We start from the raw sequence: 21,902 nt of genomic DNA on the forward strand, positions 1-21,902 counted from the left end.
GAATTTATGTTCTGGCGGTAGGAATCGCCAAATAAGGAAGAGCTTTATGGAATTCGGGATCGTTGAGTTATCACGCCTGCAATTTGCTGTAACTGTCATGTACCACTTCCTTTTCGTGCCGCTGACTTTGGGCCTTTCGGTCATCGTGGCGATCATGGAAACGGTCTATGTGATGACAAACCGCCCGATCTGGCGGCAAATGACCAAGTTTTGGGGCATGCTGTTCGGCATCAACTTTGCGCTTGGCGTGGCGACAGGCATCACGATGGAATTCCAGTTCGGTATGAACTGGAGCTATTTTAGCCATTATGTCGGCGATATCTTTGGCGCGCCGCTGGCCCTTGAGGGGCTTATGGCATTTTTCCTTGAGGCGACCTTTGTCGGGCTGTTCTTTTTTGGTTGGGACAAGCTTTCCAAAGTGCAGCACCTTGCGGTGGCGTGGCTGGTGGCGATTGGGTCCAACTTTTCGGCGTTGTGGATTTTGATCGCGAACGGCTGGATGCAAAATCCGGTGGGTGCGGAATTTAACCCGATGACGATGCGCATGGAGATGACGGATTTCTTTGCGGTGATCTTTAACGAGGTGGCGCAGGCGAAATTTGTGCATACGGTTTCCGCGGGCTATGTGACGGCGGCGGTTTTTGTAATCGGGGTTTCGGCTTGGTATTTGCTGAAAGGGCGGCATATTGAGTTGGCGCGCCGCTCGATCACGGTGGCGGCGGCCTTTGGTTTGGCCTCGGCGTTTTCGGTTGTGTTGTTGGGCGACGAATCCGGTTATTCGGCGACGCACAGCCAAAAGATGAAACTGGCCGCGATTGAGGCGATGTGGGAAACACATGATGCCCCCGCGCCGTTCAACTTGGTCGGCTTTCCAGATCAAGAGGCCCGCGAAACCCATTACGCGATTGAGATCCCTTGGGCGATGGGCCTGATTGGCACGCGGTCACTGACCACCGAAATCGCGGGTATCAACGACCTTGTGGCGCAGGCGGAAACGCGCATCCGTTCGGGGATGATCGCCTATGATGCACTGATGCAAATTCGTGTGGATCGTGAGGCCACAGCACCCGAGGTCAAGGCAACGTTTGAGGCGCATTCCGCCGATCTGGGCTTTGCCTTCCTGTTGAAGAAATACGTCGATGACCCGCGCGATGCGAGTGAAGAACAGATCGTTGCGGCCTCTAATGATACGGTGCCGACGGTCTGGCCGCTGTTCTGGGCCTTCCGGATCATGGTCGGGCTTGGCTTTGGGTTTATCGCGACGATGGGATATTTCTTTTACCGGTCCTCGTTCAAGGGGATGGTGTTCCCGCGGCCGGCCCTTTGGCTGGCGGTTATCATGATCCCCGCGCCGTGGATCGCGGCAGAGCTGGGTTGGTTTGTGGCCGAGTTCGGGCGCCAACCCTGGACGGTGGATGGTGTGCTGCCAACGGCGATGTCGGTATCGGCCCTGTCGATGACTGAGGTTGCGCTGACGCTTGCGGGTTTTGTGATCTTTTACACCGTGCTCTTCATCGTAGAGATGGGGCTGATGTTGAAATACATCCGCAAAGGGCCGTTCCAGGATGTAGAGGAAACCGACATCTGGACCAAGCGCCACAATGACCGGCTCTCGGGTCGTCCATCAGCCATCCAGCCAGCGGAGTAAGTGATATGATTTTGCATGAATTGATGAGCTATGAGTTGCTGCGCATTATTTGGTGGGGGCTTTTGGGGGTTTTGCTGATCGGTTTTGCGTTGACGGACGGGTTTGACATGGGCGTTGGCGCCTTGCTGCCCTTTGTCGGCAAAACCGACACGGAACGCCGCATCGCCATTAATACCATCGGTCCGGTGTGGGAGGGTAACCAAGTTTGGTTCATCCTTGGTGGCGGTGCGATCTTTGCCGCTTGGCCGCCGCTTTACGCAGTCAGCTTTTCGGGGTTCTACCTTGCGATGTTCGTTATTCTGGCGTCGTTCATTGTGCGGCCTGTGGCGTTCAAGTACCGATCCAAGCGCGATGATCCGCGCTGGCGCTCAACTTGGGATTGGTCACTTTGCATCAGCGGAGCGGTGCCTGCCTTGTTGTTCGGGGTTGCGGTTGGCAATGTGATCCAAGGCGTTCCGTTCCATTTCACCGATGATCTGCACACGATTTATGAGGGTGCGTGGTATATGAAATTTATCGGCCTGCTCGACCCGTTCTCGGTTCTGGCGGGGGTGGTTTCTTTGTCGATGCTGGTGATGCATGGCGGCGCATGGTTGACGCTGAAGGCCGAGGGGCCGGTGCAGACCCGCGCCCGTGCCATCGGTTCTATTTCGGCTTTGGTCGCCGTGGGGGCCTATGTTTTGGCAGGGCTGTGGATGGCCGTCGGCATTCAGGGCTATGCGATCGTGGGTGATTATGTCACCGGTGGCCCGTCCAACCCGCTGCATTTTGATGTGGCGCGCACGCCAAGCTGGTTCGCGGCTTACGGCGCGCGGCCATGGATTGCCGTGGCCCCGATCTTGGGGGTTCTGGGCGGGCTGTTGACGTTCATTGGCCTGCGTGCGGGGCGTGAAGTTTCCACCCTGTTGTTTTCCAAAATGGCGATCTTCGGGGTGATTTCCTCGGTCGGTTTGACGATGTTTCCCTTTATCATGCCGTCCTCCAGCGACCCGCAATCCTCGCTGACGGTCTGGAACAGCTCTTCGTCGCATCTGACCTTGTTCATCATGCTGGTGGCCGCCGCAATCTTTATGCCGCTAATCCTGACGTACACGGCTTGGGTTTATAAAGTTCTTTGGGGCAAGGTCACGGCGGCGGATGTCACCGAAGATTCCCCTTCAGCCTATTAAGGAAAGGAAAATCGATGTGGTATTTTGCCTGGATACTTGGCCTTCCTCTGGCTGCTATTTTTGCTGTGATGAACGCAATGTGGCTGGAAATGAAGGAAGATGAAAAAACTATGGCACAAAGCCGACCCGACTGATGGCAATGGTGGGTGGTTACAGTAACCATTCCACCGGCAGCCAGCCGACAATCGCAATGGCCATGCGCTTGAAAAGGGTGGCACCGGGCTCATCCGTTTCGACGGCACCGGTTTCGGGGTCAACCCAGACCGGCTTGCGCCCCCGTGCCTCTACCCGCCAAGCCAGCCCGCGCAAATCGTCGTCAAACGCCTCATGCATCGCATTTGCCATCCGTGGGCTTTCAATCAGCAAGCCCATTTCCGTGTTCAAAGTGGTCGACCGCGGATCAAAGTTGAACGAGCCGACAAAGATCCGCGCGCCGTCCACGGCGAATGTCTTGGCGTGCAAACTGGACCCCGAAGAGCCGAAAGGCCCCATCTTTTCCGACGGGATATCGCGGCCTGGCTGTGGTCGCAGCTCGAACAGCCCAATGCCTGCGCGCAGCATCGCCATCCGGCGTTTGGCATAGCCGGCATGAACCGGCACCACATCTGTGGCCTCCAGTGAATTGGTCAGCAACCGCACGGTGACACCTTGAGATTGCAGCGTGCCAAAGGCCTTCACCCCCGCAGCGCCCGGCACCAGATAGGGAGAGATTCCGTCAAACCGCGCCTCGATCCTGCCAACCGCCCGCATCAGCTGCGTGGCCAGCAGGTCCTCTCGGGGTACGGCACCCTCTCCTTTTACGGGGTCATCGCTGACCAGTATCGCTGTGGTCCATTCAAGGTCCAGCGCCCCTTTCGTCAGGGCAGTGACAATGTCCGAGGTGCGCAGGATGTCTTCATATTGCGCCATTTGCGGATCGGCGGAGGCCCTCGCAAGACCCTTGGCAATCGGGTCATCATGGCTTGTGCCTAGGATCTGGTCGGCTTGATGCACGGAAGGGGCGGCCCAATACCGGTCGAAATCGGCAGAGACATCAGCCACGACCGCCCCCACTGCCAGCACATCCAGATCAACGAAAAGTGCGGTATTGCCGGTGCCGAAATATTCATCCCCGATATTGCGCCCGCCCATGATGGTGGCGTGGCCGTCTACGGTGAAGGACTTGTTGTGCATCCTGCGGTTCAGGCGAAAGAAATCAAAAGTATAGGACAGCAGCTTGAAGCGGCGCAGGTTGAACGGGTTATAAAGCCGGACCTCGATATTGGGATGGGCGTTCAGCGCCGCCAGTTCGGGATCAAGCCCTGCGATGCCGTTATCATCCAGCAGCAGCCGGACCCGCACCCCGCGATCCGCCGCCCTTTGCAGCGCATCCAGCAAAAGATAACCCGTCAAATCCCCGCGCCAGATGTAGTACTGTGCATCAATGGAGGAGACCGCCGCATCGGCAAGGATCATCCGAGCGGCAAAGGCCCCGGCACCGTTTTGCAGGGCAGTGATGCCAGTCTTTCCGGCGGTTTTGTGGGCCTCGGCCAGCGGGCCGGTGGTGGCGGGCGGCAGGGCCGTGCTGTTCATGCGCTCGGTGTTTTTGGGCGGGGGAAATGCGGCGCGTGCCAGCAAAATGACAATCCCCGCCAAGAGGATAAGGGCCAAGAGATATTTGAGTATAACCAACATATTAGCCCCCCTGCGGTTTGGTTCGCGTCAACAGTCGGAACTGCCCGCGAATGGGCCGGTGATCCGAAGCCATCGTCGCCTGCGGATCGGCGATGACGCTGCTGTGCAACAGTTCGAATTCATTGCTGAAGGCCAGACGGTCCAGATGCAGGAACGGCCGCCCCGCCGGAAATGTCGGGCCGGGGCTGTGGATGTGTATCCACGCCGGCACGGTTTCCAGCCCGCGCCGGTCACGCCATTCATTATAGTCGCCGGCGATGATGATGGGGCGGCGCTCCAGCTCTGCTATTCGTGCGGCGATGAAGGCGATTTGCTTGCGCCGGTTGCCGCGTAAAAGGCCAAGGTGAACCCCGACAACCCGAAGCGGTTGGCCCGATACCGTCAGGTCAACGACGACAGCGCCGCGCGGCTCTAGTGCCGGCAGGTCATAGCGGTGGATGGCATCGACGGTGATCCCCGGACGTTTGAGCATGGCAATCCCGTGCCAGCCAAGGCCGACGCCGGTCGGGGTCAGGTCCACCACCTCAAACGGGCCGATACGGCCTTGGGGGCTTGGCAAGGCGGCGGGGCGGGGGTGGCGCCGGAAGTCGGCCTCTTGCAGCAGAACGACATCGGCATCAAAGGCGGTGATCGCCGCGATGGTACGCGCAGGCCTGCGCCGCAGATCGCGGCCAAGGCCTGCGCGGATGTTCCAGCTGACCAGCGAAAACCCGGTCATGGTTTGGCAGCCGTTTGGGCCTGATCTGGTAAGTTACCCACATGATTGGCCATAAGGATCGCAAATGGCAGGGTGGAGGGGAAAGCCGCCAGCACGATGGTCAACATCGAGGTCAGCGGCACCGCAAGCAAAGCGCCCGGCAGCCCCCAAAGCGCGTACCACACGGCAAGGGCGACCAGAACGACCAAGGGGCTTAGGTTGACGCGGCGGCCTACCAGCCGTGGGTCCATGAAATTGGCCACCCAGGTTTGCGCGATGGTTAGCAGCACCGTTAGCAAGACCGTCCGCCCCAGATCGCCAAATTGCAAAACCGACATGATAACGGGAAAGGCCACGGCGACCAGCGATCCGAAATAGGGGATGTAGTTCAAAAGCCCGATCATCAACGCCCAGAACAGCGGAAAATCAATGCCCATCCCCCAAAGGATAACAAAGGAAATCCCGCCGAGGCCGATATTCACAAGGGTCTTGGCCGCAAGATAATCACCGATCTTTTCGTTGATATCGCGGATCATGGCCTCGGTGCGCGCCGCACTTTCGGGGTCTTTCACCGCCGCCGAAAGTTTGGCCGCAAAGCCGCCCCGCTCTGCCAGCAGAAAGGCCGAATAGACGATCACCAGAAACAGCGATGTGCCGATATTGGTGACATTGAGCAAAGCGGTATTGATGACATCACGCACCGACAGCTTGCCAAAGGTTGCCTCGCGGATGGTTTGCCAGTCGGGGCGGTCATCCAGACCCAAAAGCCCTGCGCCCTCGGCCACCAAGCGTTCGATATTGACCTGATATGTGGTCGCATCGCGCAAGATCTGGGTGATGGTATTGATCACAACACCCGCAAGCGCAAGCACGGCCACGGTAAAGAGCAGCAGCACTAAAAACCGCCGCACCCCGCCAGAAAACCGCCCCACCAGCGGCAGGCGACCCAGCGCCTTGGAGGCGTCCATCAACACATAAACCGCGATCACAGCCGCCAAAATCGGCAGCAGTACCGGCTTGCCCACGATCAGCAAAAACCCCAGCAACACCACCAGCAAGGCGGCATTGACTAACAGGGCAAGCGGGGGCGTGCTCGTTTTCATTCCGTATTTCCCTGTTTTATGTCTGCCATCTTTGGGGGCACTATCAGCTTTTCTGTAATATAGCACCGCAATAGCCCCACAACAACGCGGCGACATCACGCGGGGTGTTGACCGACATCAATGCGGGCGTGCGAACGTCTTGTCATAGTGCAAGCTTGGTTGTCACATCAGGAAAACAAAATGAACCGCGGAACGCAGATAAATCTTTGGTATGTGCTTTTGGCTGTGATGGGCGTTGTGTTCATCCGCGATATCTGGGTGCAAAGCCAGACGATCGAGGCAATCCCCTATAGCCAGTTCGAAACCTATCTTGAGGCCGGGGATATAGAGGAGGTAACCATCGGCTCTTCCTCGATCCGCGGCACGTTCCGCGAGGCGCTTGATGGCAAGACGGGTTTCGTGACAACGCCCGTCGCCCCCGATCTGGCCGACCGGTTGAACGATAGCGGCGTGACCTTTTCCGGCGCGGTGGAAAATACGTGGTTCACCACCTTGTTGTCTTGGGTGCTTCCGGCGCTGTTCTTTGTCGGCATCTGGATGTTCGTGATCCGTCGCATGGGTGGCGGGCAGGCGGGCGGTATGATGGCCATCGGTAAAAGCAAGGCCAAGGTTTATGTCGAGAGCGATACCAAGGTCACTTTCGCCAATGTCGCCGGTGTGGATGAGGCCAAGGCCGAGCTGCAAGAGGTTATCGATTTTCTGCAAAACCCCAAGGAATACGGCAGCCTTGGCGCGCGGATGCCCAAGGGCATCTTGCTGGTCGGCCCGCCCGGTACGGGTAAAACTCTACTGGCCCGCGCTGTGGCTGGTGAGGCGGGCGTGCCGTTTTACTCCATCTCGGGATCCGAGTTCGTTGAAATGTTTGTGGGTGTGGGCGCTGCACGGGTGCGCGATCTGTTTGAGCAGGCCCGCAAGGCCGCACCGGCCATCATCTTTATTGACGAATTGGATGCCCTTGGCCGTGCGCGTGGGGCGGGCACTGCGCAGGGTGGCAATGATGAGCGCGAGCAAACCCTGAACCAACTTTTGTCAGAGCTGGACGGTTTTGATCCCAGCAGCGGCGTTGTGTTGCTTGCGGCAACGAACCGGCCGGAAATTCTTGATCCGGCTTTGCTGCGTGCGGGACGCTTTGACCGGCAGGTTCTGGTGGACCGGCCCGATAGGGCGGGACGGGTGCAGATCTTGCAGGTTCATATGAAAAAGATCGTGCTGGCCCCGGAAATGGCGCTGGACGAAATTGCGGCGCTGACCACGGGGTTTTCGGGCGCCGATCTGGCCAATCTGGTGAATGAGGCGGCCCTGCTGGCGACACGGCGGCGCGGCAAACATGTCACGATGGAGGATTTCACCCGCGCCATTGAACGCATCGTGGCCGGCCTAGAAAAGCGCAACCGTCTGATCAACCCGCGCGAACGCAAGATCGTGGCCTATCATGAGATGGGGCACACGCTGGTTTCCTTGGCGCTGCCGGGGGTGGATACAGTGCATAAGGTATCGATCATTCCGCGCGGTATCGGGGCGCTGGGCTATACCATACAGCGTCCGACCGAGGACCGCTTCTTGATGACCCAGGCCGAGCTGCGCGACAAGATCGCGGTGCTGATGGGTGGCCGCGCGGCAGAGCAGCTGGTCTTTGGTCATCTGTCAACCGGCGCTGCCGATGATCTGGCGCGCGCGACCGATATCGCGCGGTCCATGATCGCGCGATATGGCATGGACGCCGATCTTGGCAATGTCAGCTATGACAGCGACCGGAACAGCTTTTTGGGCGATCACGGCCCAAGCTATTTCGACCGCAACTATAGCGAGGCCACAGCCGAGGCGATGGATGTCGCGGTGCGTGCGGTCTTGCAAGAGGTCTCTGACCGCGCGCTGGATATCCTGACCAAGAACCGCGACGTGCTTGACCGCGCCGCCAAACGCTTGCTGGAGGTGGAAACGCTGGACGAGGACGCCTTGCACGGGCTTACAGCGGGGCTAAAGCCCGCCCCACCGGAAAGTGCTTTGGCCTGATCGTTGATCGGGCCAAAGCCGTTTAGGAAAACCGCTTCCAAGCGGTCTTCATGGCATCGTTCATGTTGTCCCAGGCGGCCTCGGCACCGGATTTCATGTCTTTCCACGCCTCGCCTTGCGCATCTTGGATCTCTTTCAGCTTAAGCTCGGCCTTGAGCTGATGCTCGCGCAATGTGTCGATCTCTTCGAGATACTTCAGCTTGGCGTCGGCCTGCGCTTGTTCGGCTTGTGCGCGCAACTTGGCGATCTCGGCGGTCCATTCATCAAGCTGTGCCTGCATCTTTTCCTGAAAAGCGTCTTTGCGGTCCATTCCAATCCCTCCCCTGAGTGCGGGCCAAAGCGGGCAGCCCTGCCATGGATACTAAGTGGCGCATTGAACATTGCAAGCATCGCGTCATCCTTGATCATGTCGGGCGGGCGCATGACCGGCATGAAAAATAAATCCGGCAAGATTGATCGGGGTCAATGATCGCCCTTACGTGACGCTGCATAATAGCACAAAATGACCGGCTGTTCGCGGTCAGGGAAAGGTTGCCATGTCCATACTATCCGACCCGAGCGCCAAAGCCGATTCTATGCCGGACCCGATGGGCCGGGTGGTCGCGGTGCGTGGCGGCGTTGTCGATGTGAGTTTTCGGGGTCAGGGGCCGCAGCTTGATGATCTGCTTTATGCAGGGGATGTGGCGCTTCAGGTGATGAGTTTTGTCGAAGGCGGGGCCGCGCGCTGTATCGCGCTTGATCCGGTGCAGGGGGTCGGCTTGGGGACAGAGGTGCGCGCCACCGGCGGGCCGGTTACGGTGCCGGTGGGGGAGGCGGTTCTCGGCCGGATGCTCAACGTATTCGGTGCGCCGATTGACGGGTTGCCCGCGCCGGTGACCGATACGCGCCGTTCCATCCACCATGCCCCGCCGCCCTTGACCGACCGTGTTTTGCGGGCCGAGGTTTTGGAGACGGGGATCAAGGCGATTGACCTTCTGGCCCCGATAGAGCGTGGCGGCAAAACCGGATTGTTCGGCGGGGCCGGCGTTGGCAAAACGGTGCTGCTCAGTGAGCTTATCCATAACACGGTCGAACATCACCACGGCGTCAGCCTGTTTTGCGGTATTGGCGAGCGGTCCCGCGAGGCAGAGGAGCTGTGGCGTGAGATGGGGGAGGCGGGGGTGCGTGACAAGATGGTCATGCTCTTTGGCCAGATGAACGAAAGCCCCGGCGTGCGCTTTTTGGTGGGCAAATCCGCGCTGACGATGGCCGAGTATTTCCGCGATGACCGCGAGCAGGATGTGTTGTTGCTGGTCGATAATATTTTCCGCTTTGTGCAGGCGGGGTCAGAGGTGTCGGGGCTGATGGGGCGGATGCCGTCGCGGGTGGGCTATCAGCCGACCTTGGCGACGGAACTTGCCAGCCTTCAGGAACGGATTGCGTCGACCCGCAAGGGGGCGATCACCTCTATTCAGGCGGTCTATGTGCCGGCCGATGATTTTACCGATCCGGCGGCGGCGCATATTTTCTCGCACCTCTCGGCCTCGGTGGTCCTGTCGCGCAAACGCGCGAGCGAGGGGCTTTATCCGGCGGTTGATCCGCTGGCCTCGGCCTCGGTCATGTTGACGCCGGGGGTGGTTGGCCAGCGCCATTATGACGTCGCCCGCGCCGTGCGCCGCACCCTGGCCGAATATGAGGATTTGCGCGACATCATCGCCATGCTGGGGATAGAGGAGCTTTCGGCCCATGACCGCGCCATCGTGGCCCGCGCGCGGCGGCTGGAACGGTTTTTGACTCAGCCCTTTGCCACAGTCAGCGCGTCTACCGGTGAGGGCGGCAAGCTGGTGCCGCTGGAGGCGACGCTGGCGGGTTGTGAGGAAATTCTGGCGCAAGTGCAGTTCGACCGCCCCGAAAGCGATTACTACATGATCGGCGCGCTGACAGACCTGAAGGAGCCTGTATGAGCACGGCCGATAAAATGCAGGTCACGATCGGCCTGCCGGGGGCACCTTTGTTTCAGGGGGCGGCGGTGGCGCTGAATGCAGTTGCCCCGAATGGTGCCTTTGGCATTTTGCCCAATCATGTGGATCTTGTGACGGCGCTTGTGCCCTCGGTCTTGTTGCTGCGCCAAGAGGACGGGCGGGAACGGGTTTTCGGCATTGATGAGGGGGTCTTGGTCAAGAAAGGTCATGAGGTAACAATCGCCGTGCGACGCGGTGTCGAAAGTGCCGATCTGGCATCGCTTGATGAAACCGTGGGCGCCTTGTTCGACACGATGGAGGATGAAGAACGCGTGGCCCGCGCCGCCCTGTCGCGGCTGGAGGCAGATATGGTGCGCCGCTTTGCCGGATTGCGGGGGCAGCCATGAGCAAAGACAAAAAAGCCCGCGACATCGGTCGTTTGGCCAGCCGCAAGCAGGCCGCGCGAGATAATCCCGGCCCCAGCCCGCTGCGCGGTATTGGCACTTTTGGCATGATCGGCTGGTCGGTGGCGGTGCCAACGGTGGGCGGGGCATTTGTAGGGATGTGGCTGGACGGCACACATCCGCAGGATTTCTCATGGACGATTGCGTTGATCCTTGGCGGGGTTGCCATAGGGGCGGGCATTGCCTGGGTTTGGATAGATAAGGAGAAGGGCGAATGATCGTATCAATAGACTGGCCGCTTCTGGCATTCGGGCTGTTGAGTGGGGCTGTTGCGGGCGCGCTGTTCTTTGCCGGATTGGCATGGGGTATGCGTGCGGCGTTGCGCAGTCCAAGGCCGGTGGTGATTTTGCTGCCAAGTGCCGCGGTGCGCATCGGGTTGCTATTGGCCGCAGGTGCGTGGATTGCGGGGCTGGGAACCGCCGCGCTGCTGGGCTTTATGGCGGGATTTTTCCTGTTTCGGGTGGTCATGATCGTGGCCTGGCGTCCAACACCGGGGGGTGCGGGATGGAGCTGACACCCGATACCACCATTATCCTGACGGTTTTCGGTTTTGGCCTCAATGCCACCATCGTGTTCACATGGGTGGTGATGGCGATGCTGACGCTGGCCTCAATGCTGATCACCCGCAAGCTGCGTCCCGATGTGCCGCCCGACCGCTGGCGCACCACGCTAGAGGCCATCGTGCTGACGATCCAGAGCCAGATCGATGAGATCAGCGCCCGCCCCGACCGCCGGTTGCTCTATTTTGCGGGGACGTTGTTTTTGTTCATCGTCACGTCCAATTTGCTGATGGTGGTGCCGGGGTGGCATTCGCCCACGGCCTCGCTTTCCACCACTGCGGCGCTTGCGCTTTCGGTGCTGGTGGCGGTGCCGTTGTTCGGGGTGGGGCAGCGAGGGCTAAAGGCCTATTTGCACAGCTACCTTGAGCCGAACATCATCATGCTGCCCTTCAACATCATCGGGGAGGCGTCGCGCGGCATATCATTAGCGATCCGCCTTTATGGCAATGTGATGAGCGGGGCGGTGATCGCCGCGATCCTGCTGGGGGTGGCACCTTTCTTCTTTCCCGTTGTGATGGACATGCTGGGCCTGCTGACCGGCGTTATCCAAGCCTATATTTTTGCCATTCTGGCGACGGTTTACATTTCTTCGGCCACAGCACCGGCTGAACCCCAAACCGAATCTGCAAAGGACCAACCATGACTGATCTTGCCCTTATCGCTATGATTTCCATTTTCACTGCCGGCCTCACGGTGTCTTTCGGGGCGCTTGGCCCCGCGCTGGGCGAGGGGCGCGCGGCGGCCTCGGCGCTCAATGCGATTGCGCAACAGCCCGATGCGGCCTCGAACCTGTCGCGGACGCTTTTTGTTAGCCTTGCGATGATCGAATCCACTGCGATCTATTGTTTCGTTGTTGCGATGATCCTGCTTTTTGCCAACCCGTTCTGGAACGCACTGATTGAGACATCGGCGCAAAGCGTGGGTGGCTAGATATGTCCATCGACTGGATTACGGTCGCGGCGCAGATCATCAACTTTCTGGTGTTGGTCTGGCTGCTCAAGCGGTTTTTGTACCGGCCCATTCTGGACGGGATTGACGCACGCGAGCGCCAGATTGCCGAGCGTATGGCACAAGCCGGTGCTGTCCGCGCCAAGGCCGAAGCCGCCGAGGCGGATTTTCGCGCGCAGATAGCCAAGTTGAAAGCCGGTCGCGAGGGCGTGATCGAAGACGCCCGCGAGGCCGCCGAGCGGGAGCGGGACCAAATGCTGGCAGAGGCCAACGCCCGTTTGCAAAAAGAACAAGCCGTGCGCGCAGATGAACGCGAAAAAGAGGCGCGCAAACACAGCGCCGATCTGCACGCCAAGGGGGCGGCGGCGCTTTTGGCCCTGTTGCGCAAAGCGCTCCGCGATCTTGCGGATGAAAGCTTGGAGCAACGGATCATCACACGCGCGGCGGGGCGGATGCCCGAGATGATGGGGGATCTGACGGCCGCCGCAGGCAGCAGCGATAGCGCCGTGATTGTAACGCATGATCCCTTGCCACAAGATCTCGCCGCACAGCTGCGGGCGGAATTACAGGCCGCAAAGCCCGGTATCAGCGTGGCATTCCAGACCGATCCGGCGCAATCGCCGGGCCTGTCGTTGCGGCTTGGCGGGGCGCAGCTTGGTTGGACGGTAGACAGCTATATGGACGGGCTGGAGAAAATCCTTGGCAAGCAGGAGCATGCCCATGCCCAATGATATGGACCTGCGCACCACCGATGATCTGGTGCAAACCCTGCTTGATGCACCGCCGCCCAAACCCGAGGTTTGTGAGATCGGGCGGGTGGCCGAGATTGGCGATGGTATTGCCATCGTGACGGGGCTTGCCCGCGCGTTGGTGGATGAGCTGTTGGATTTTGGCGGTGGGCTGACGGGGATTGTGTTCGATCTGGAACAAAACCGCCTTGGCGTTGTGATGCTCGGGCCGTCGGGGGCGGTGGTGCCGGGGTCGGATGTGCGCCGTACCGGCAAAGTTGTCAGCGTGCCTGTGGGCCAAGCGCTTTTGGGCCGCGTTGTCGACGGGCTGGGCCGACCGCGTGATGGTGGCGCCCCCCCCGAAACCGACCGGCTGCACCCGATCGAATCCCCCGCCCCGCCCATTCTGGACCGTGCGCCCGTCACTCGCCCCTTGGCGACAGGCCTCAAGGCGATTGATGCCGCCGTGCCTGTGGGGCTTGGCCAGCGTGAGCTGATTATTGGTGACCGTCAAACCGGCAAGACCTCCATCGCCATCGATACCATCCTGAACCAGAAAAACACCGGCGTTTTGTGTATCTATTGCGCGATCGGGCAGCGCGGCGATGCGGTGGCCAAAGTGCTTGGCGCGATCCGCGAAGGCGGGATGTTGGATCAATCCATCATGGTCGTGGCCGGTGATGAGGAAACGCCTGGCCTGTCCTATGTTGCGCCCTATGCCGCGATGACCATGGCCGAGGATCTGGCCGCCGAAGGGCATGACGTGCTGGTGGTGCTGGATGACCTGACGCATCACGCCCATTCCTACCGAGAGCTGTCCTTGCTGCTGCGCCGCCCGCCGGGGCGAGAGGCCTTTCCGGGGGATATCTTTTTCGTCCATGCGCGCCTTTTGGAACGTGCAGGACAGTTCAAGGGTGGCTCTATCACGGCCTTGCCGGTTGTGGAAACACAGGCCGAGAATCTTTCGGCCTATATCCCCACCAACCTGATTTCCATCACCGACGGGCAGATTTACCTGTCGCCGCGTCTTGTGCGCAAAAACCAGTTTCCGGCGGTGGATCTGGGGGTCTCTGTCAGTCGGGTTGGGGGCAAGGCGCAAAACCGGGCCTTTCGCGATGTGGCGGGCAACCTGCGGGTCACGCTCTCGCAGTTCGAGGAATTGGAGGAATTTGCCCGTTTTGGCACCCGTCTGGATGACGATACGCGCAAGCGGCTGGCGCGCGGTGCCGCCGTTCGCCATGCCCTGCGGCAGGCAGAGCGTGACCCGATGCCCGCCGATGAACAGCTTTGCGTGCTGCTTGCGGCAATGGCGGGTCTTTTGGATGATAAGGCAGAGCCCGAATGTGCCGAGGCGATGGCGCGTATTCGTGCGGCTGTGCGTGCGGGTGGTCCTATGACGCGCGATTTGATCGTTTCAGGCAAACGGCTGGATGATGCTGATCGCGCCCGTATTCTGGATCAGGCCCGCGCAGCACTTGCAGGGGGGGGACGATGGCCCAAAGCCTTGAACGTCTGACGCGGCGCACCGGCACGATGAGCAGCATCCGCAGCATCGTGCGCACCATGAAAACCATGTCTGCCATCAACGCCGCCCCCTATGAGCAAGCCGCCCGTGCCATCGATGCATGGCGTGATACTGTGCTGGACGGGCTTCATGCTTTTGTGCATCGCAACGGGCCTTTGGTGCAGGGGCAGGCGGGCAATTTGCAGCCGGTGATTATCGTCATCGGATCGGACCACGGGCTTTGCGGTAATTACAACGAGATCCTAGCGGCAGAGGTTGCGGGGATCGCGGATACTAAGGCCTATGTGCTTTGTGTCGGTGCGCAGATGCAAGACGCGCTTGGGGGCGAAGGGATCACCCCCGCCCATACGCTTTTGCCGCCTGCCAATACCGACGGGTTGAACCGGCTGGCGGGGGAGTTGGTGACCCATCTGGAAACCGCGCGGCAAGATGCGGCACCGGGGGATATTGCCGTGACATTGGTCTATACCCGCCGCACTGACCATGGTCGCCAAGCACCGGTTCTGCAACCACTTTTGCCGCTGGAACCGGCGTTGCTTGAGGATCTGGCTGTCCGGCCCTGGGCCTCTCGCAGCTTGCCGCAGTTTACCCTGCCCGCGCCAGAGTTGCTTGCCGTCTTGGTGCGCAACCTTTTGTTTGCAACGATTTACCGCGCGGCGGCTGAGGCATTGGTGACCGAAAATGCCGCCCGGTTGGCACGGATGCAACAGGCCGAGCAATCCGTGGATGAAAAGCTAGAGGAGCTGCGCGGAGAAACCCGTACTGTGCGGCAAAGCGAGATTACGACCGAGTTGCTGGATGTGATCGTAGGCTTTGAGGCCCTGCGCAAGCGTCGCAAGCCGGCGGCATAATGTCAGATAGGAAAGGCCGATGTTGGTAAGGGATATTATGCAAAAGCGGGTGTCTTTTGTCGGGCCGAATGCCTCGGTCCATGCGGCAGCGGCATTGATGCAGGATCGTGATATCGGCATCTTGCCGGTCTGCGAAGATGGCAAGCCCATTGGCGTTGTGACCGACCGTGATCTGGCGATGCGCCTGCTGGCCGATGTCGGGGTGTGTGCAGAGATGCCGGTGCGCGCTGTCATGACGCCGCAGGTGTATTTTTGCCATGCAGATCAGGATATTACGGTGGCGGCGCATATGATGGGGGATTGGCAAATCAGGCGTTTGCTGGTCTGTGATGTGAATGGTGCTTTGATGGGCATTGTTTCGCTTGGCGATATGGCGCGTGACGCAAGCGAGGAGCTGGCGGGACAGACCTTGGGCGAGATTGTGGAAACCCGTTAGCCCAGAGCCGGGGCGGCATGTTGGATCAGGATCTCGGCGCGGAAAAGATCTAGGTCGATGCTGGCAAGATCGCAAAGGGCGGGGATGTCTAGCAGTTCGATAGAGCGGGAATCGGGATGGGCGATGAACCCGTCACGTTCCAACCGGCGCAAGGTTCTGCAAACATGCACATTGGTTAGCCCGGTGAATTCGCCAAACTTTTGCTGGGTGATGGGGAACTCAAAGATATTGCCATTCGTGCGGCCAACGGCTTGTAGCCGCGTGTGGAACTCGATCAGGGCAAAGGCAACACGGCTTGCCGCATTGCCGCGCCCCAGACGCAGCAACATCTCAGAGGTGCGCGACTGTGTGGTCAGGATGGCGGCGGCCAGAACGTCGCGGAGCTTGGCAGAGGCGGGATCGGGGCCGTTGACCATCGGGGGGCGGATGGTGATGTATTGGACATCGCTAAGCGCCTCGACTGTGCAGGCGGATACGGGTGCCTCTTTGGCCCCGATCAGCGCAAAATCCCCCGGTAGCATCACATCGATGATCTGGGTTTCACCCCCGCATAGTGATTTGGAAAGGGCGAGCCAGCCATCGACCAAAAGGATGCCATGGTCGGCCAAGTCGCTTTCATAGCTCAGGATGTGCCCATGCCGTGCTGTGCTTATCGGGGCTGCGATCTTGGCGATCAGCGTATCCACAAATGCAATCTGTACACGGCCGGGGAGGCCTGTCGGTGTCTTGGGAGGCATCATGGTGAAACGTCTTTCATGAAAACGATCGGACATCTTCGAGATACGTATGATCGTTACCATGTCATGCTGCAGCTGCGAAGTGCAATCACTTAACCAAGTGCTTACGTCTTTTGCGGCCTGTACGGCACAAACTTTGGGCATTTGATGCCTGCGCGGCGATCTCATCATCGCGATACGCCGCGCGGATTGTCAGTCTTTGCACGGACCATCGACCTGCAAGGGGGCCTCTCGGCTAACCATGCGGATCACCAAGGGCACGTGATCCGAGACATCGCGCGTGAAATCGGCCACCGATTTATCCAGCCGCACGATGGCCGCATCATCCCCGCTGATGGGGGACATGACCACATCATTGCTGACCACGATATGATCAATCAGCGACCGGTACCGCGCCCCCACATAAGACAGCGCGTTATTGGCGGCGTCATCCGTGGTCAGGGTAAAAAGATCCGGCGCATCGGTAAGCGGCCCCAAAACATCGGTGTTCAAGGTCTCGTTCAGATCGCCACCCAGAACCACCGGCAGCTTTTCGGTCTCGCGGATATCGGCAATCACCTCGGTCAGGATCTCGGCGGCAAGACGGCGGCGGGCCTTGCTTTCAGGATCGCCAAAGGCCTTGAGGTGCAGCAGAACCATGATGAATTCCACCGGCATACCGTCCTTGGTATTTGGGGCCACTGTGACATGGGCGATCAGGGGACGGCGCGGAAAGGCCGTGCGTCCCGTGGCGGTTGTCGCGGCCCAAGCCGATTTATGGCGGTTCAGGATTTTCGCGGAAATCGTCACCTCGGTGGTTTTGCTGTCATAAAGCACGGCCAGATCCTGACGCCCTTTGACATCAAGATATTTGTAATCATAGCTATGCCCGAGCGCTTGAAGCGATGCGATCAAGCGGTCCATCGCGTCGCGCTGTACCTCGACCAGACCAACCGCGTCCAGCGACAGATGACCCAGAACGCCAGCCACCTTATCCACCCGTGCATCGGAAATGGCATCGTTGAAATGCTCGATATTCCAAAAGCCGATATCGGCAAATTCAAGCGAGCCTTTGTATTCCGGCACTTCGACTTCTTGGGTGCGCGCGCCAGTGATGCCCGCAATGTCGAAAAACCCAAGATGCGGGGAACTGTCGGGAATGGTCGAAAGCAGCTCCATCAAAGTATTGGAGGCGCTGGATTCGACATGCTGGCGTGCCACAAGATGCGAGACGATCGCGGCGATCCGCACGCCCTCATTGGTGGTGACGCCGCCCTCAATCCAGCCCGCGTGATGCAGGGCAACGAGATCCCATGTGTTGTTGAAAACCGGGCTGCCGGATGATCCCGGCTCGGTATCGGTTTCATACCAGATAACCCTGTCCTTGACCCGCAACACCTTGTTATTATGGAGGGCGACCTCTTTGGGGCGGCCGCGCGGGTGTTGGACGATATTGACCTGCTCGCCGCGCGTCACCGTCGAGGGGTTGCGTAACAGCGGGATCGGTTCAAAATAATCCAGCCCCGGCTCGTTACAGCCGACAATGGTGAAATCCAGCTCTTTGGAGGTGACGAAAAACCAGTCGGGATCAAGGTTTACCATCAGGCTTTCACTGCCCTCCTCAAAGCGGAATTCGGCAATGGCCTCACGGGCCTCATCCTTGGTGGCGATGACATGGTTGTTGGTCATGATAAAGCTGCGGGTGGCGATCAAAAAGCCGGTGCCCGAGCCGCCCGGCAGGTTGATCCGGCAGACCGAGGCCGCCGCATCCGCCCCGCGATAGAGGAAATTGGCGGGCAGAAAATCCGCCCCGCCCGAGATTTTCTCAAAATGCTGCGAGATGTCTTGCTCGATCTCCTTTCGGCGGGTTTCGTCATCGGTGGGCGGCAGCGGGATGTCCAACAGCTCACGGCCACGATGGTCGACCAGTTCACGAAAGGCTTCGGGTTCCAAATCCGTGGCCTTGATCATCGCCTCTTTGCCTGGCGATAGCTGTGGCGACACCTCTTGTGGGGTGGTGGAGCCGAACATCGACCCGATCACCGCGCGGAACTGATTGGCGGCTTGGGCATAGCCGATATTGTTGGGGTGCAATTCGTCATGCCAGTTGCCGCGCACCGAATTAAGGCAATTGACCCGCACCACCGCGCCGGGAAATTCATTGGCCAGCCCCACCAGCGCCGTGTTGAAACGGTCGATCATTTCCGCCACGATCTGCACCTGAAGCGTGTAGTCGGTGATGCCCAAGGCCGCCATCGGTTTGCCCAGCCAACGCGCATTTGCGGGCTCGGCATAATCATAACCGTGGCACAGGATTTTGAGGTTGGGGAATTCCGTCAGCAGCGCGGTAAAGATCGAACGGTAAATGCTGATGATCGCCTTGATGCGCTTGTCAAAGGCCGCATTGGGGTAATCCTTGCTGGGCCTGCCGGTCTTGAAGGGATGCAGCGCAGTTTGCAGCATACCATCGCCCAAAAGATCATTGCCGCCGCCGCTGATCAAAACTAGATGCGGGTTGTGGTCGCGCACCGCTTGCAAAATTTCGTCCTGATCCAGCATATCCTGCACCAGATCCCCCGCCGCGCCGAGGCTGTAGATCGCGTAATCCTCAGACAGTTGGTCAATCACATCCTCCAGCAGGAAGGGGTATTGAAACCAGCTATCCCCTTCCGAGACAATCCGCAGTCCGGTCCAGCCATCCTTGATCTTGCGCAGGTATTTCTGTTGCCGCCGCCGCTTGGACATCGCATTGAAAAACCGCATCGCGATATCGGCCTCTAGCCCCTCATCGTCCACCAGTTCGGGATTGATGCGCACCTGCGGGGCAAAGGCATCGGACTGCTCGGGGGCAAGTTCCAGATAGGTGGCGATTTCGGCATCCGGCGTGTCGATGTCGCGGATCTTGGCTTTGAGTTCGGTCAGCGTGATCTTTTTTGGCATAAGGCACCTTTGATAAATCAGGGGGCGCGATAGCGTAGAAAAAATGGCGTGCGATTACGTGAACTTACGCCCCCAGCGCATGAAAACTGTCCTTGGTGCCAGCGTAGCATAGAATCAGATAGGCACGGGGGGTGATCAATCTACCATAGGGTGATAGGCTATTTCTTGCCGACACAAAGAGTTGTTTTGGGTCGGTATCAGCCCGTTTGGCAAGGCAGGGACGGCAGTTTTCGCTCGGCTTCGATGATGCGGGCGATATCTGCGGCGGAAATGGCCCCAAGAAACGCCGTGCGGCCGATGACCGTGGCGGGGGTGCCGTAAAACCCGAAAACAGAGGCGATTGCCTTGGCCTGATCCAGCGCTTGATCAATCGCGGGGCGTTTCATATCGACAATCAATTGTGAACCATCCAAGCCGATTTCCTCGGCAAACGTATAGACCAGATCCGGATCTGTCACCATTCGGTTCCGCTTGAGCCGGTCATACATCGCGCCGTAGCCCCCTTGAAGATCGGCGGCCAGCACGGCCTTGCTTGCCGTTACAGAGGCCGCGCCAAGCAGCGGAAGCTGAAAGCGTTTGATGCGCAAGACATCCGGGTTCTTTGCCTGATAGGCTGCAAGGCTTGTCTCCAGCAGTCGGCAATTGGGGCAGTTGAAATCCGAAAAGAGCGCAACTGGAAGGCGCGGATCTGTGGTTTTTCCAAAGAGCGCGGCGCAGGGATCGGCACGGACCTCGGCCATGCGTCTGGCCGCATCCGGGGTTGGCTCGCCGTCAAGCCCGATGAACATAGCATTTGCACCAGAGACTGCACCCGCGCTGCCCAATTCGCGGAAGGGGGCCAGCCCTTCAAGGTCACGATATACCAGCTTGCTGGGCCACCATGCGGCAAGGCGTGGCACGCCGTAAACCCACCCCCCGACGGCAAGCGCCCCGAAAGCCCATAAGGCGCGTCGCCGCGTTGTATTGGGCTTGTCGGTCATTGTCGTGCCTCCGGAAAATAAGCTGCCGCCGGGTGCCAAGACAGCCGTTGAGAGCTTTCCGCGCCATGATAGCAAATCGGGTGCAGACAGCAACCCGTGCCCTGGATCAGGCTGCGGACCTTCGGGGAACCAAGTGGCGCGGGTTGGCGTTAGCTTTCAATCAAAGGGTCTATCAGGCGGCCCGCTTTTAAAAGGAAGTAGTCATGCATAATATCTTTTACATCGTTGGTGTTGTTGTCGTTGTTGGCGCGATTATTGGCTTTGTATTTTGAGCGACGGCAAAGACATCATCATAGCCCGCCCGGGCTATGAGATTGCCGGTTGACCAGCGCGCCGTGGCGCATGATGCTGGGCGGATAGATGACGGTAGGCGCGCAGCTACAAACCGGACAGGAGCCCATTAAATGGCCGAAGAAAACGTCGCGCGGCCCGAAACTGCCTCACCCCGCCCATACGGGCGGGCAGAGTTTGCAATCATCGGTATTTTCCTGATTTTGCTGCTGCAGACGATGGTCTGGGCCGGTGATTTCCTGATACCCGTTACGGCGGCTTTTCTGGGCTATTTTGTTTTGAACCGGCCGCGGCGCTGGTTGCAGCGGATTGGAATTCCGCCCTTTATATCGGCCATTCTTTTTACCACCGTACTTGCGATGTTGATCGGCCTGCTGCTGGTTCAGCTTAGCGCACCGACGGCGCAATTCATCGAAGATCTGCCTTGGCTGATGGAGCAAATCAAAGAGAAGCTGGCCAGCTCGGGGGGCACGCTGGAGGCGATCAATGATGCAACCGTCGCCGCCGAAGGCATCATGGATAACCAAAACCCCGAGCGGGTTGAGGTGGAGGTCGTTTCCAGAACCGGAATGATGACCACGCTGTTCAGCTTGGCCCCGGGCTATCTCAGCCGCATCCTGTTTGCGCTTATCTTGCTGTTTTTTCTGGTTGCATCGGGGGATATGTTCCTGATCAAAACCGTCCAGAGCTTTGAACGTTTTGGCGAAAAGCGCCGTGCGGTTTCGGTGGTCTATGCGATAGAGGACCGCCTTGGATATTATCTCGGGGGCATCACGCTTATCAATTTCGGCTTGGGTGTCGCCGTTGGTGTCGCGATGTTTCTTTGGGGGTTGCCGGGGGCTGTGGTCTTTGGCTTTGTGGCCTTCGGGCTAAACTTTGTGCCATTTCTGGGCGGTTTGCTGGGGGCGGCCATCGCAGGGGCCGTTGCCTTCATTAGCCTTGAAGGCACCTGGTCGGCCGTCGGCGTCTTTGTCACCTATATGGCGCTGACCTCATTCGAGGGGCAGTTGGTGACACCCCTTCTTATCTCGCGCCGGATGCGCCTTAATACGACCGTTGTCTTTATGGCAGTCGCATTTTTTGCATGGATCTGGTCGGTGATGGGGATGGTGGTGGCGCTGCCGATCCTGATCGTGATCAAGATCGCTTGTGATGAGACGCAGTCCCTCCGCACGGTCAGCCGCTTCTTGGGTGACAGTTCAGAGGATGTCCTCTGAAC

22 protein-coding genes are annotated in these 21,902 nt (G+C 59.2%); 15 read left to right on the top strand and 7 right to left on the bottom strand.

The features are described 5' to 3' along the window. Positions 1 to 46 precede the first annotated feature (46 nt). The 3 genes from EOK75_RS17905 to cydX are packed head-to-tail and all read left to right on the top strand — an operon-like array spanning position 47 to position 2,951. The gene (locus tag EOK75_RS17905; protein ID WP_137195373.1) at positions 47 to 1,648 is read left to right on the top strand and encodes a cytochrome ubiquinol oxidase subunit I; all 1,602 of its coding nucleotides are present in this window, start codon (positions 47 to 49) and stop codon (positions 1,646 to 1,648) included. 5 nt (positions 1,649 to 1,653) lie between these two features. Further along, positions 1,654 to 2,817 carry a cytochrome d ubiquinol oxidase subunit II gene (cydB, locus tag EOK75_RS17910; RefSeq protein WP_137195374.1) on the top strand — a complete coding sequence of 388 codons (1,164 nt, stop codon included), beginning with the start codon at positions 1,654 to 1,656 and terminating at the stop codon, positions 2,815 to 2,817. A 14-nt stretch (positions 2,818 to 2,831) separates the two neighbouring features. After that, positions 2,832 to 2,951 (top strand): cytochrome bd-I oxidase subunit CydX, encoded by a 120-nt coding sequence (gene cydX / locus EOK75_RS17915; RefSeq protein ID WP_137195375.1) that lies wholly within the window; start codon positions 2,832 to 2,834, stop codon positions 2,949 to 2,951. A 16-nt stretch (positions 2,952 to 2,967) separates the two neighbouring features. On the opposite strand, the gene EOK75_RS17920 is transcribed toward cydX, so the two are convergent. Genes EOK75_RS17920 through EOK75_RS17930 form a run of 3 tightly spaced genes read right to left on the bottom strand, consistent with a single transcriptional unit; the run spans position 2,968 to position 6,291 of the window. Beyond that, positions 2,968 to 4,491: a phospholipase D family protein gene (locus tag EOK75_RS17920; RefSeq protein ID WP_137195376.1), complete on the bottom strand. Its 1,524-nt coding sequence runs from the start codon at positions 4,489 to 4,491 to the stop codon at positions 2,968 to 2,970. 1 nt (position 4,492) lies between these two features. Further along, on the bottom strand, positions 4,493 to 5,209 hold the full coding sequence (locus EOK75_RS17925; protein WP_137195377.1) for an endonuclease/exonuclease/phosphatase family protein: 717 nt from the start codon (positions 5,207 to 5,209) through the stop codon (positions 4,493 to 4,495). Continuing rightward, positions 5,206 to 6,291 (bottom strand): AI-2E family transporter, encoded by a 1,086-nt coding sequence (locus EOK75_RS17930; protein WP_137195378.1) that lies wholly within the window; start codon positions 6,289 to 6,291, stop codon positions 5,206 to 5,208. Before EOK75_RS17930 ends, EOK75_RS17925 begins: the two co-directional genes overlap by 4 nt. A gap of 180 nt (positions 6,292 to 6,471) precedes the next feature. Between EOK75_RS17930 and ftsH the strand changes: the two genes are divergently transcribed. After that, positions 6,472 to 8,304, top strand: coding sequence for an ATP-dependent zinc metalloprotease FtsH (gene ftsH / locus EOK75_RS17935; RefSeq protein ID WP_137195379.1), 1,833 nt, complete (start codon positions 6,472 to 6,474; stop codon positions 8,302 to 8,304). A gap of 22 nt (positions 8,305 to 8,326) precedes the next feature. Here ftsH and EOK75_RS17940 read toward each other — a convergent pair whose 3' ends face one another. Beyond that, the gene (locus tag EOK75_RS17940) at positions 8,327 to 8,614 is read right to left on the bottom strand and encodes a sll1863 family stress response protein (protein ID WP_137195380.1); all 288 of its coding nucleotides are present in this window, start codon (positions 8,612 to 8,614) and stop codon (positions 8,327 to 8,329) included. 226 nt (positions 8,615 to 8,840) lie between these two features. Between EOK75_RS17940 and atpD the strand changes: the two genes are divergently transcribed. The 10 genes from atpD to EOK75_RS17990 are packed head-to-tail and all read left to right on the top strand — an operon-like array spanning position 8,841 to position 15,756. Then, the gene (atpD, locus tag EOK75_RS17945) at positions 8,841 to 10,247 is read left to right on the top strand and encodes a F0F1 ATP synthase subunit beta (RefSeq protein WP_276612533.1); all 1,407 of its coding nucleotides are present in this window, start codon (positions 8,841 to 8,843) and stop codon (positions 10,245 to 10,247) included. Then, on the top strand, positions 10,244 to 10,651 hold the full coding sequence (locus tag EOK75_RS17950; RefSeq protein ID WP_137195381.1) for an ATPase: 408 nt from the start codon (positions 10,244 to 10,246) through the stop codon (positions 10,649 to 10,651). Before atpD ends, EOK75_RS17950 begins: the two co-directional genes overlap by 4 nt. Beyond that, positions 10,648 to 10,926, top strand: a complete 279-nt coding sequence (locus EOK75_RS17955) for an AtpZ/AtpI family protein (RefSeq protein ID WP_137195382.1) — start codon at positions 10,648 to 10,650, stop codon at positions 10,924 to 10,926. Before EOK75_RS17950 ends, EOK75_RS17955 begins: the two co-directional genes overlap by 4 nt. Next, the gene (locus tag EOK75_RS17960) at positions 10,923 to 11,222 is read left to right on the top strand and encodes an N-ATPase subunit AtpR (RefSeq protein WP_137195383.1); all 300 of its coding nucleotides are present in this window, start codon (positions 10,923 to 10,925) and stop codon (positions 11,220 to 11,222) included. Before EOK75_RS17955 ends, EOK75_RS17960 begins: the two co-directional genes overlap by 4 nt. After that, positions 11,213 to 11,911, top strand: coding sequence for a F0F1 ATP synthase subunit A (locus EOK75_RS17965; RefSeq protein ID WP_137195384.1), 699 nt, complete (start codon positions 11,213 to 11,215; stop codon positions 11,909 to 11,911). The genes EOK75_RS17960 and EOK75_RS17965 overlap by 10 nt, the downstream gene beginning before the upstream one ends. Then, complete coding sequence (locus tag EOK75_RS17970) at positions 11,908 to 12,198, top strand: F0F1 ATP synthase subunit C (RefSeq protein WP_050527833.1); 291 nt, start codon at positions 11,908 to 11,910, stop codon at positions 12,196 to 12,198. Before EOK75_RS17965 ends, EOK75_RS17970 begins: the two co-directional genes overlap by 4 nt. A 2-nt stretch (positions 12,199 to 12,200) precedes the next feature. Continuing rightward, entirely contained in the window at positions 12,201 to 12,947 is a 747-nt protein-coding gene (locus EOK75_RS17975; RefSeq protein WP_137195385.1) for a F0F1 ATP synthase subunit B family protein, read from the top strand. Continuing rightward, the gene (locus EOK75_RS17980) at positions 12,937 to 14,460 is read left to right on the top strand and encodes a F0F1 ATP synthase subunit alpha (RefSeq protein WP_137195386.1); all 1,524 of its coding nucleotides are present in this window, start codon (positions 12,937 to 12,939) and stop codon (positions 14,458 to 14,460) included. Before EOK75_RS17975 ends, EOK75_RS17980 begins: the two co-directional genes overlap by 11 nt. Further along, a complete protein-coding gene (locus tag EOK75_RS17985; RefSeq protein WP_137195387.1) occupies positions 14,436 to 15,320 on the top strand; it encodes a F0F1 ATP synthase subunit gamma in 885 nt (294 codons plus the stop codon). Before EOK75_RS17980 ends, EOK75_RS17985 begins: the two co-directional genes overlap by 25 nt. Positions 15,321 to 15,339: 19 nt before the next feature. Then, complete coding sequence (locus EOK75_RS17990; protein ID WP_137195388.1) at positions 15,340 to 15,756, top strand: CBS domain-containing protein; 417 nt, start codon at positions 15,340 to 15,342, stop codon at positions 15,754 to 15,756. Here EOK75_RS17990 and EOK75_RS17995 read toward each other — a convergent pair. The 3 genes from EOK75_RS17995 to EOK75_RS18005 all read right to left on the bottom strand — a co-directional run bounded on the left by EOK75_RS17995 (position 15,753) and on the right by EOK75_RS18005 (position 20,392). Next, positions 15,753 to 16,496: a Crp/Fnr family transcriptional regulator gene (locus tag EOK75_RS17995; protein WP_168199288.1), complete on the bottom strand. Its 744-nt coding sequence runs from the start codon at positions 16,494 to 16,496 to the stop codon at positions 15,753 to 15,755. The genes EOK75_RS17990 and EOK75_RS17995 overlap by 4 nt on opposite strands. A gap of 189 nt (positions 16,497 to 16,685) precedes the next feature. After that, positions 16,686 to 19,412: a trypsin-like peptidase domain-containing protein gene (locus tag EOK75_RS18000; RefSeq protein WP_137195390.1), complete on the bottom strand. Its 2,727-nt coding sequence runs from the start codon at positions 19,410 to 19,412 to the stop codon at positions 16,686 to 16,688. A gap of 197 nt (positions 19,413 to 19,609) precedes the next feature. After that, a complete protein-coding gene (locus EOK75_RS18005) occupies positions 19,610 to 20,392 on the bottom strand; it encodes a DsbA family protein (RefSeq protein ID WP_137195391.1) in 783 nt (260 codons plus the stop codon). Between the two features lie 404 nt (positions 20,393 to 20,796). Here EOK75_RS18005 and EOK75_RS18010 point away from each other — a divergent pair, with 404 nt between their 5' ends. Beyond that, on the top strand, positions 20,797 to 21,900 hold the full coding sequence (locus EOK75_RS18010; protein WP_137195392.1) for an AI-2E family transporter: 1,104 nt from the start codon (positions 20,797 to 20,799) through the stop codon (positions 21,898 to 21,900). Positions 21,901 to 21,902: the final 2 nt, after the last annotated feature.

The sequence above is a fragment of the Pseudorhodobacter turbinis genome, from assembly GCF_005234135.1.
Lineage (GTDB): Bacteria > Pseudomonadota > Alphaproteobacteria > Rhodobacterales > Rhodobacteraceae > Pseudorhodobacter > Pseudorhodobacter turbinis.

Bases quoted from the DNA above. Each gene is read 5' to 3' on its own strand.
- EOK75_RS17905 (WP_137195373.1), top strand. From the start codon at position 47: ATGGAATTCGGGATCGTTGAGTTATCACGCCTGCAATTTGCTGTAACT.
- cydB (WP_137195374.1), top strand. From the start codon at position 1,654: ATGATTTTGCATGAATTGATGAGCTATGAGTTGCTGCGCATTATTTGG.
- cydX (WP_137195375.1), top strand. From the start codon at position 2,832: ATGTGGTATTTTGCCTGGATACTTGGCCTTCCTCTGGCTGCTATTTTT.
- EOK75_RS17920 (WP_137195376.1), bottom strand. From the start codon at position 4,491: ATGTTGGTTATACTCAAATATCTCTTGGCCCTTATCCTCTTGGCGGGG.
- EOK75_RS17925 (WP_137195377.1), bottom strand. From the start codon at position 5,209: ATGACCGGGTTTTCGCTGGTCAGCTGGAACATCCGCGCAGGCCTTGGC.
- EOK75_RS17930 (WP_137195378.1), bottom strand. From the start codon at position 6,291: ATGAAAACGAGCACGCCCCCGCTTGCCCTGTTAGTCAATGCCGCCTTG.
- ftsH (WP_137195379.1), top strand. From the start codon at position 6,472: ATGAACCGCGGAACGCAGATAAATCTTTGGTATGTGCTTTTGGCTGTG.
- EOK75_RS17940 (WP_137195380.1), bottom strand. From the start codon at position 8,614: ATGGACCGCAAAGACGCTTTTCAGGAAAAGATGCAGGCACAGCTTGAT.
- atpD (WP_276612533.1), top strand. From the start codon at position 8,841: ATGTCCATACTATCCGACCCGAGCGCCAAAGCCGATTCTATGCCGGAC.
- EOK75_RS17950 (WP_137195381.1), top strand. From the start codon at position 10,244: ATGAGCACGGCCGATAAAATGCAGGTCACGATCGGCCTGCCGGGGGCA.
- EOK75_RS17955 (WP_137195382.1), top strand. From the start codon at position 10,648: ATGAGCAAAGACAAAAAAGCCCGCGACATCGGTCGTTTGGCCAGCCGC.
- EOK75_RS17960 (WP_137195383.1), top strand. From the start codon at position 10,923: ATGATCGTATCAATAGACTGGCCGCTTCTGGCATTCGGGCTGTTGAGT.
- EOK75_RS17965 (WP_137195384.1), top strand. From the start codon at position 11,213: ATGGAGCTGACACCCGATACCACCATTATCCTGACGGTTTTCGGTTTT.
- EOK75_RS17970 (WP_050527833.1), top strand. From the start codon at position 11,908: ATGACTGATCTTGCCCTTATCGCTATGATTTCCATTTTCACTGCCGGC.
- EOK75_RS17975 (WP_137195385.1), top strand. From the start codon at position 12,201: ATGTCCATCGACTGGATTACGGTCGCGGCGCAGATCATCAACTTTCTG.
- EOK75_RS17980 (WP_137195386.1), top strand. From the start codon at position 12,937: ATGCCCAATGATATGGACCTGCGCACCACCGATGATCTGGTGCAAACC.
- EOK75_RS17985 (WP_137195387.1), top strand. From the start codon at position 14,436: ATGGCCCAAAGCCTTGAACGTCTGACGCGGCGCACCGGCACGATGAGC.
- EOK75_RS17990 (WP_137195388.1), top strand. From the start codon at position 15,340: ATGTTGGTAAGGGATATTATGCAAAAGCGGGTGTCTTTTGTCGGGCCG.
- EOK75_RS17995 (WP_168199288.1), bottom strand. From the start codon at position 16,496: ATGATGCCTCCCAAGACACCGACAGGCCTCCCCGGCCGTGTACAGATT.
- EOK75_RS18000 (WP_137195390.1), bottom strand. From the start codon at position 19,412: ATGCCAAAAAAGATCACGCTGACCGAACTCAAAGCCAAGATCCGCGAC.
- EOK75_RS18005 (WP_137195391.1), bottom strand. From the start codon at position 20,392: ATGACCGACAAGCCCAATACAACGCGGCGACGCGCCTTATGGGCTTTC.
- EOK75_RS18010 (WP_137195392.1), top strand. From the start codon at position 20,797: ATGGCCGAAGAAAACGTCGCGCGGCCCGAAACTGCCTCACCCCGCCCA.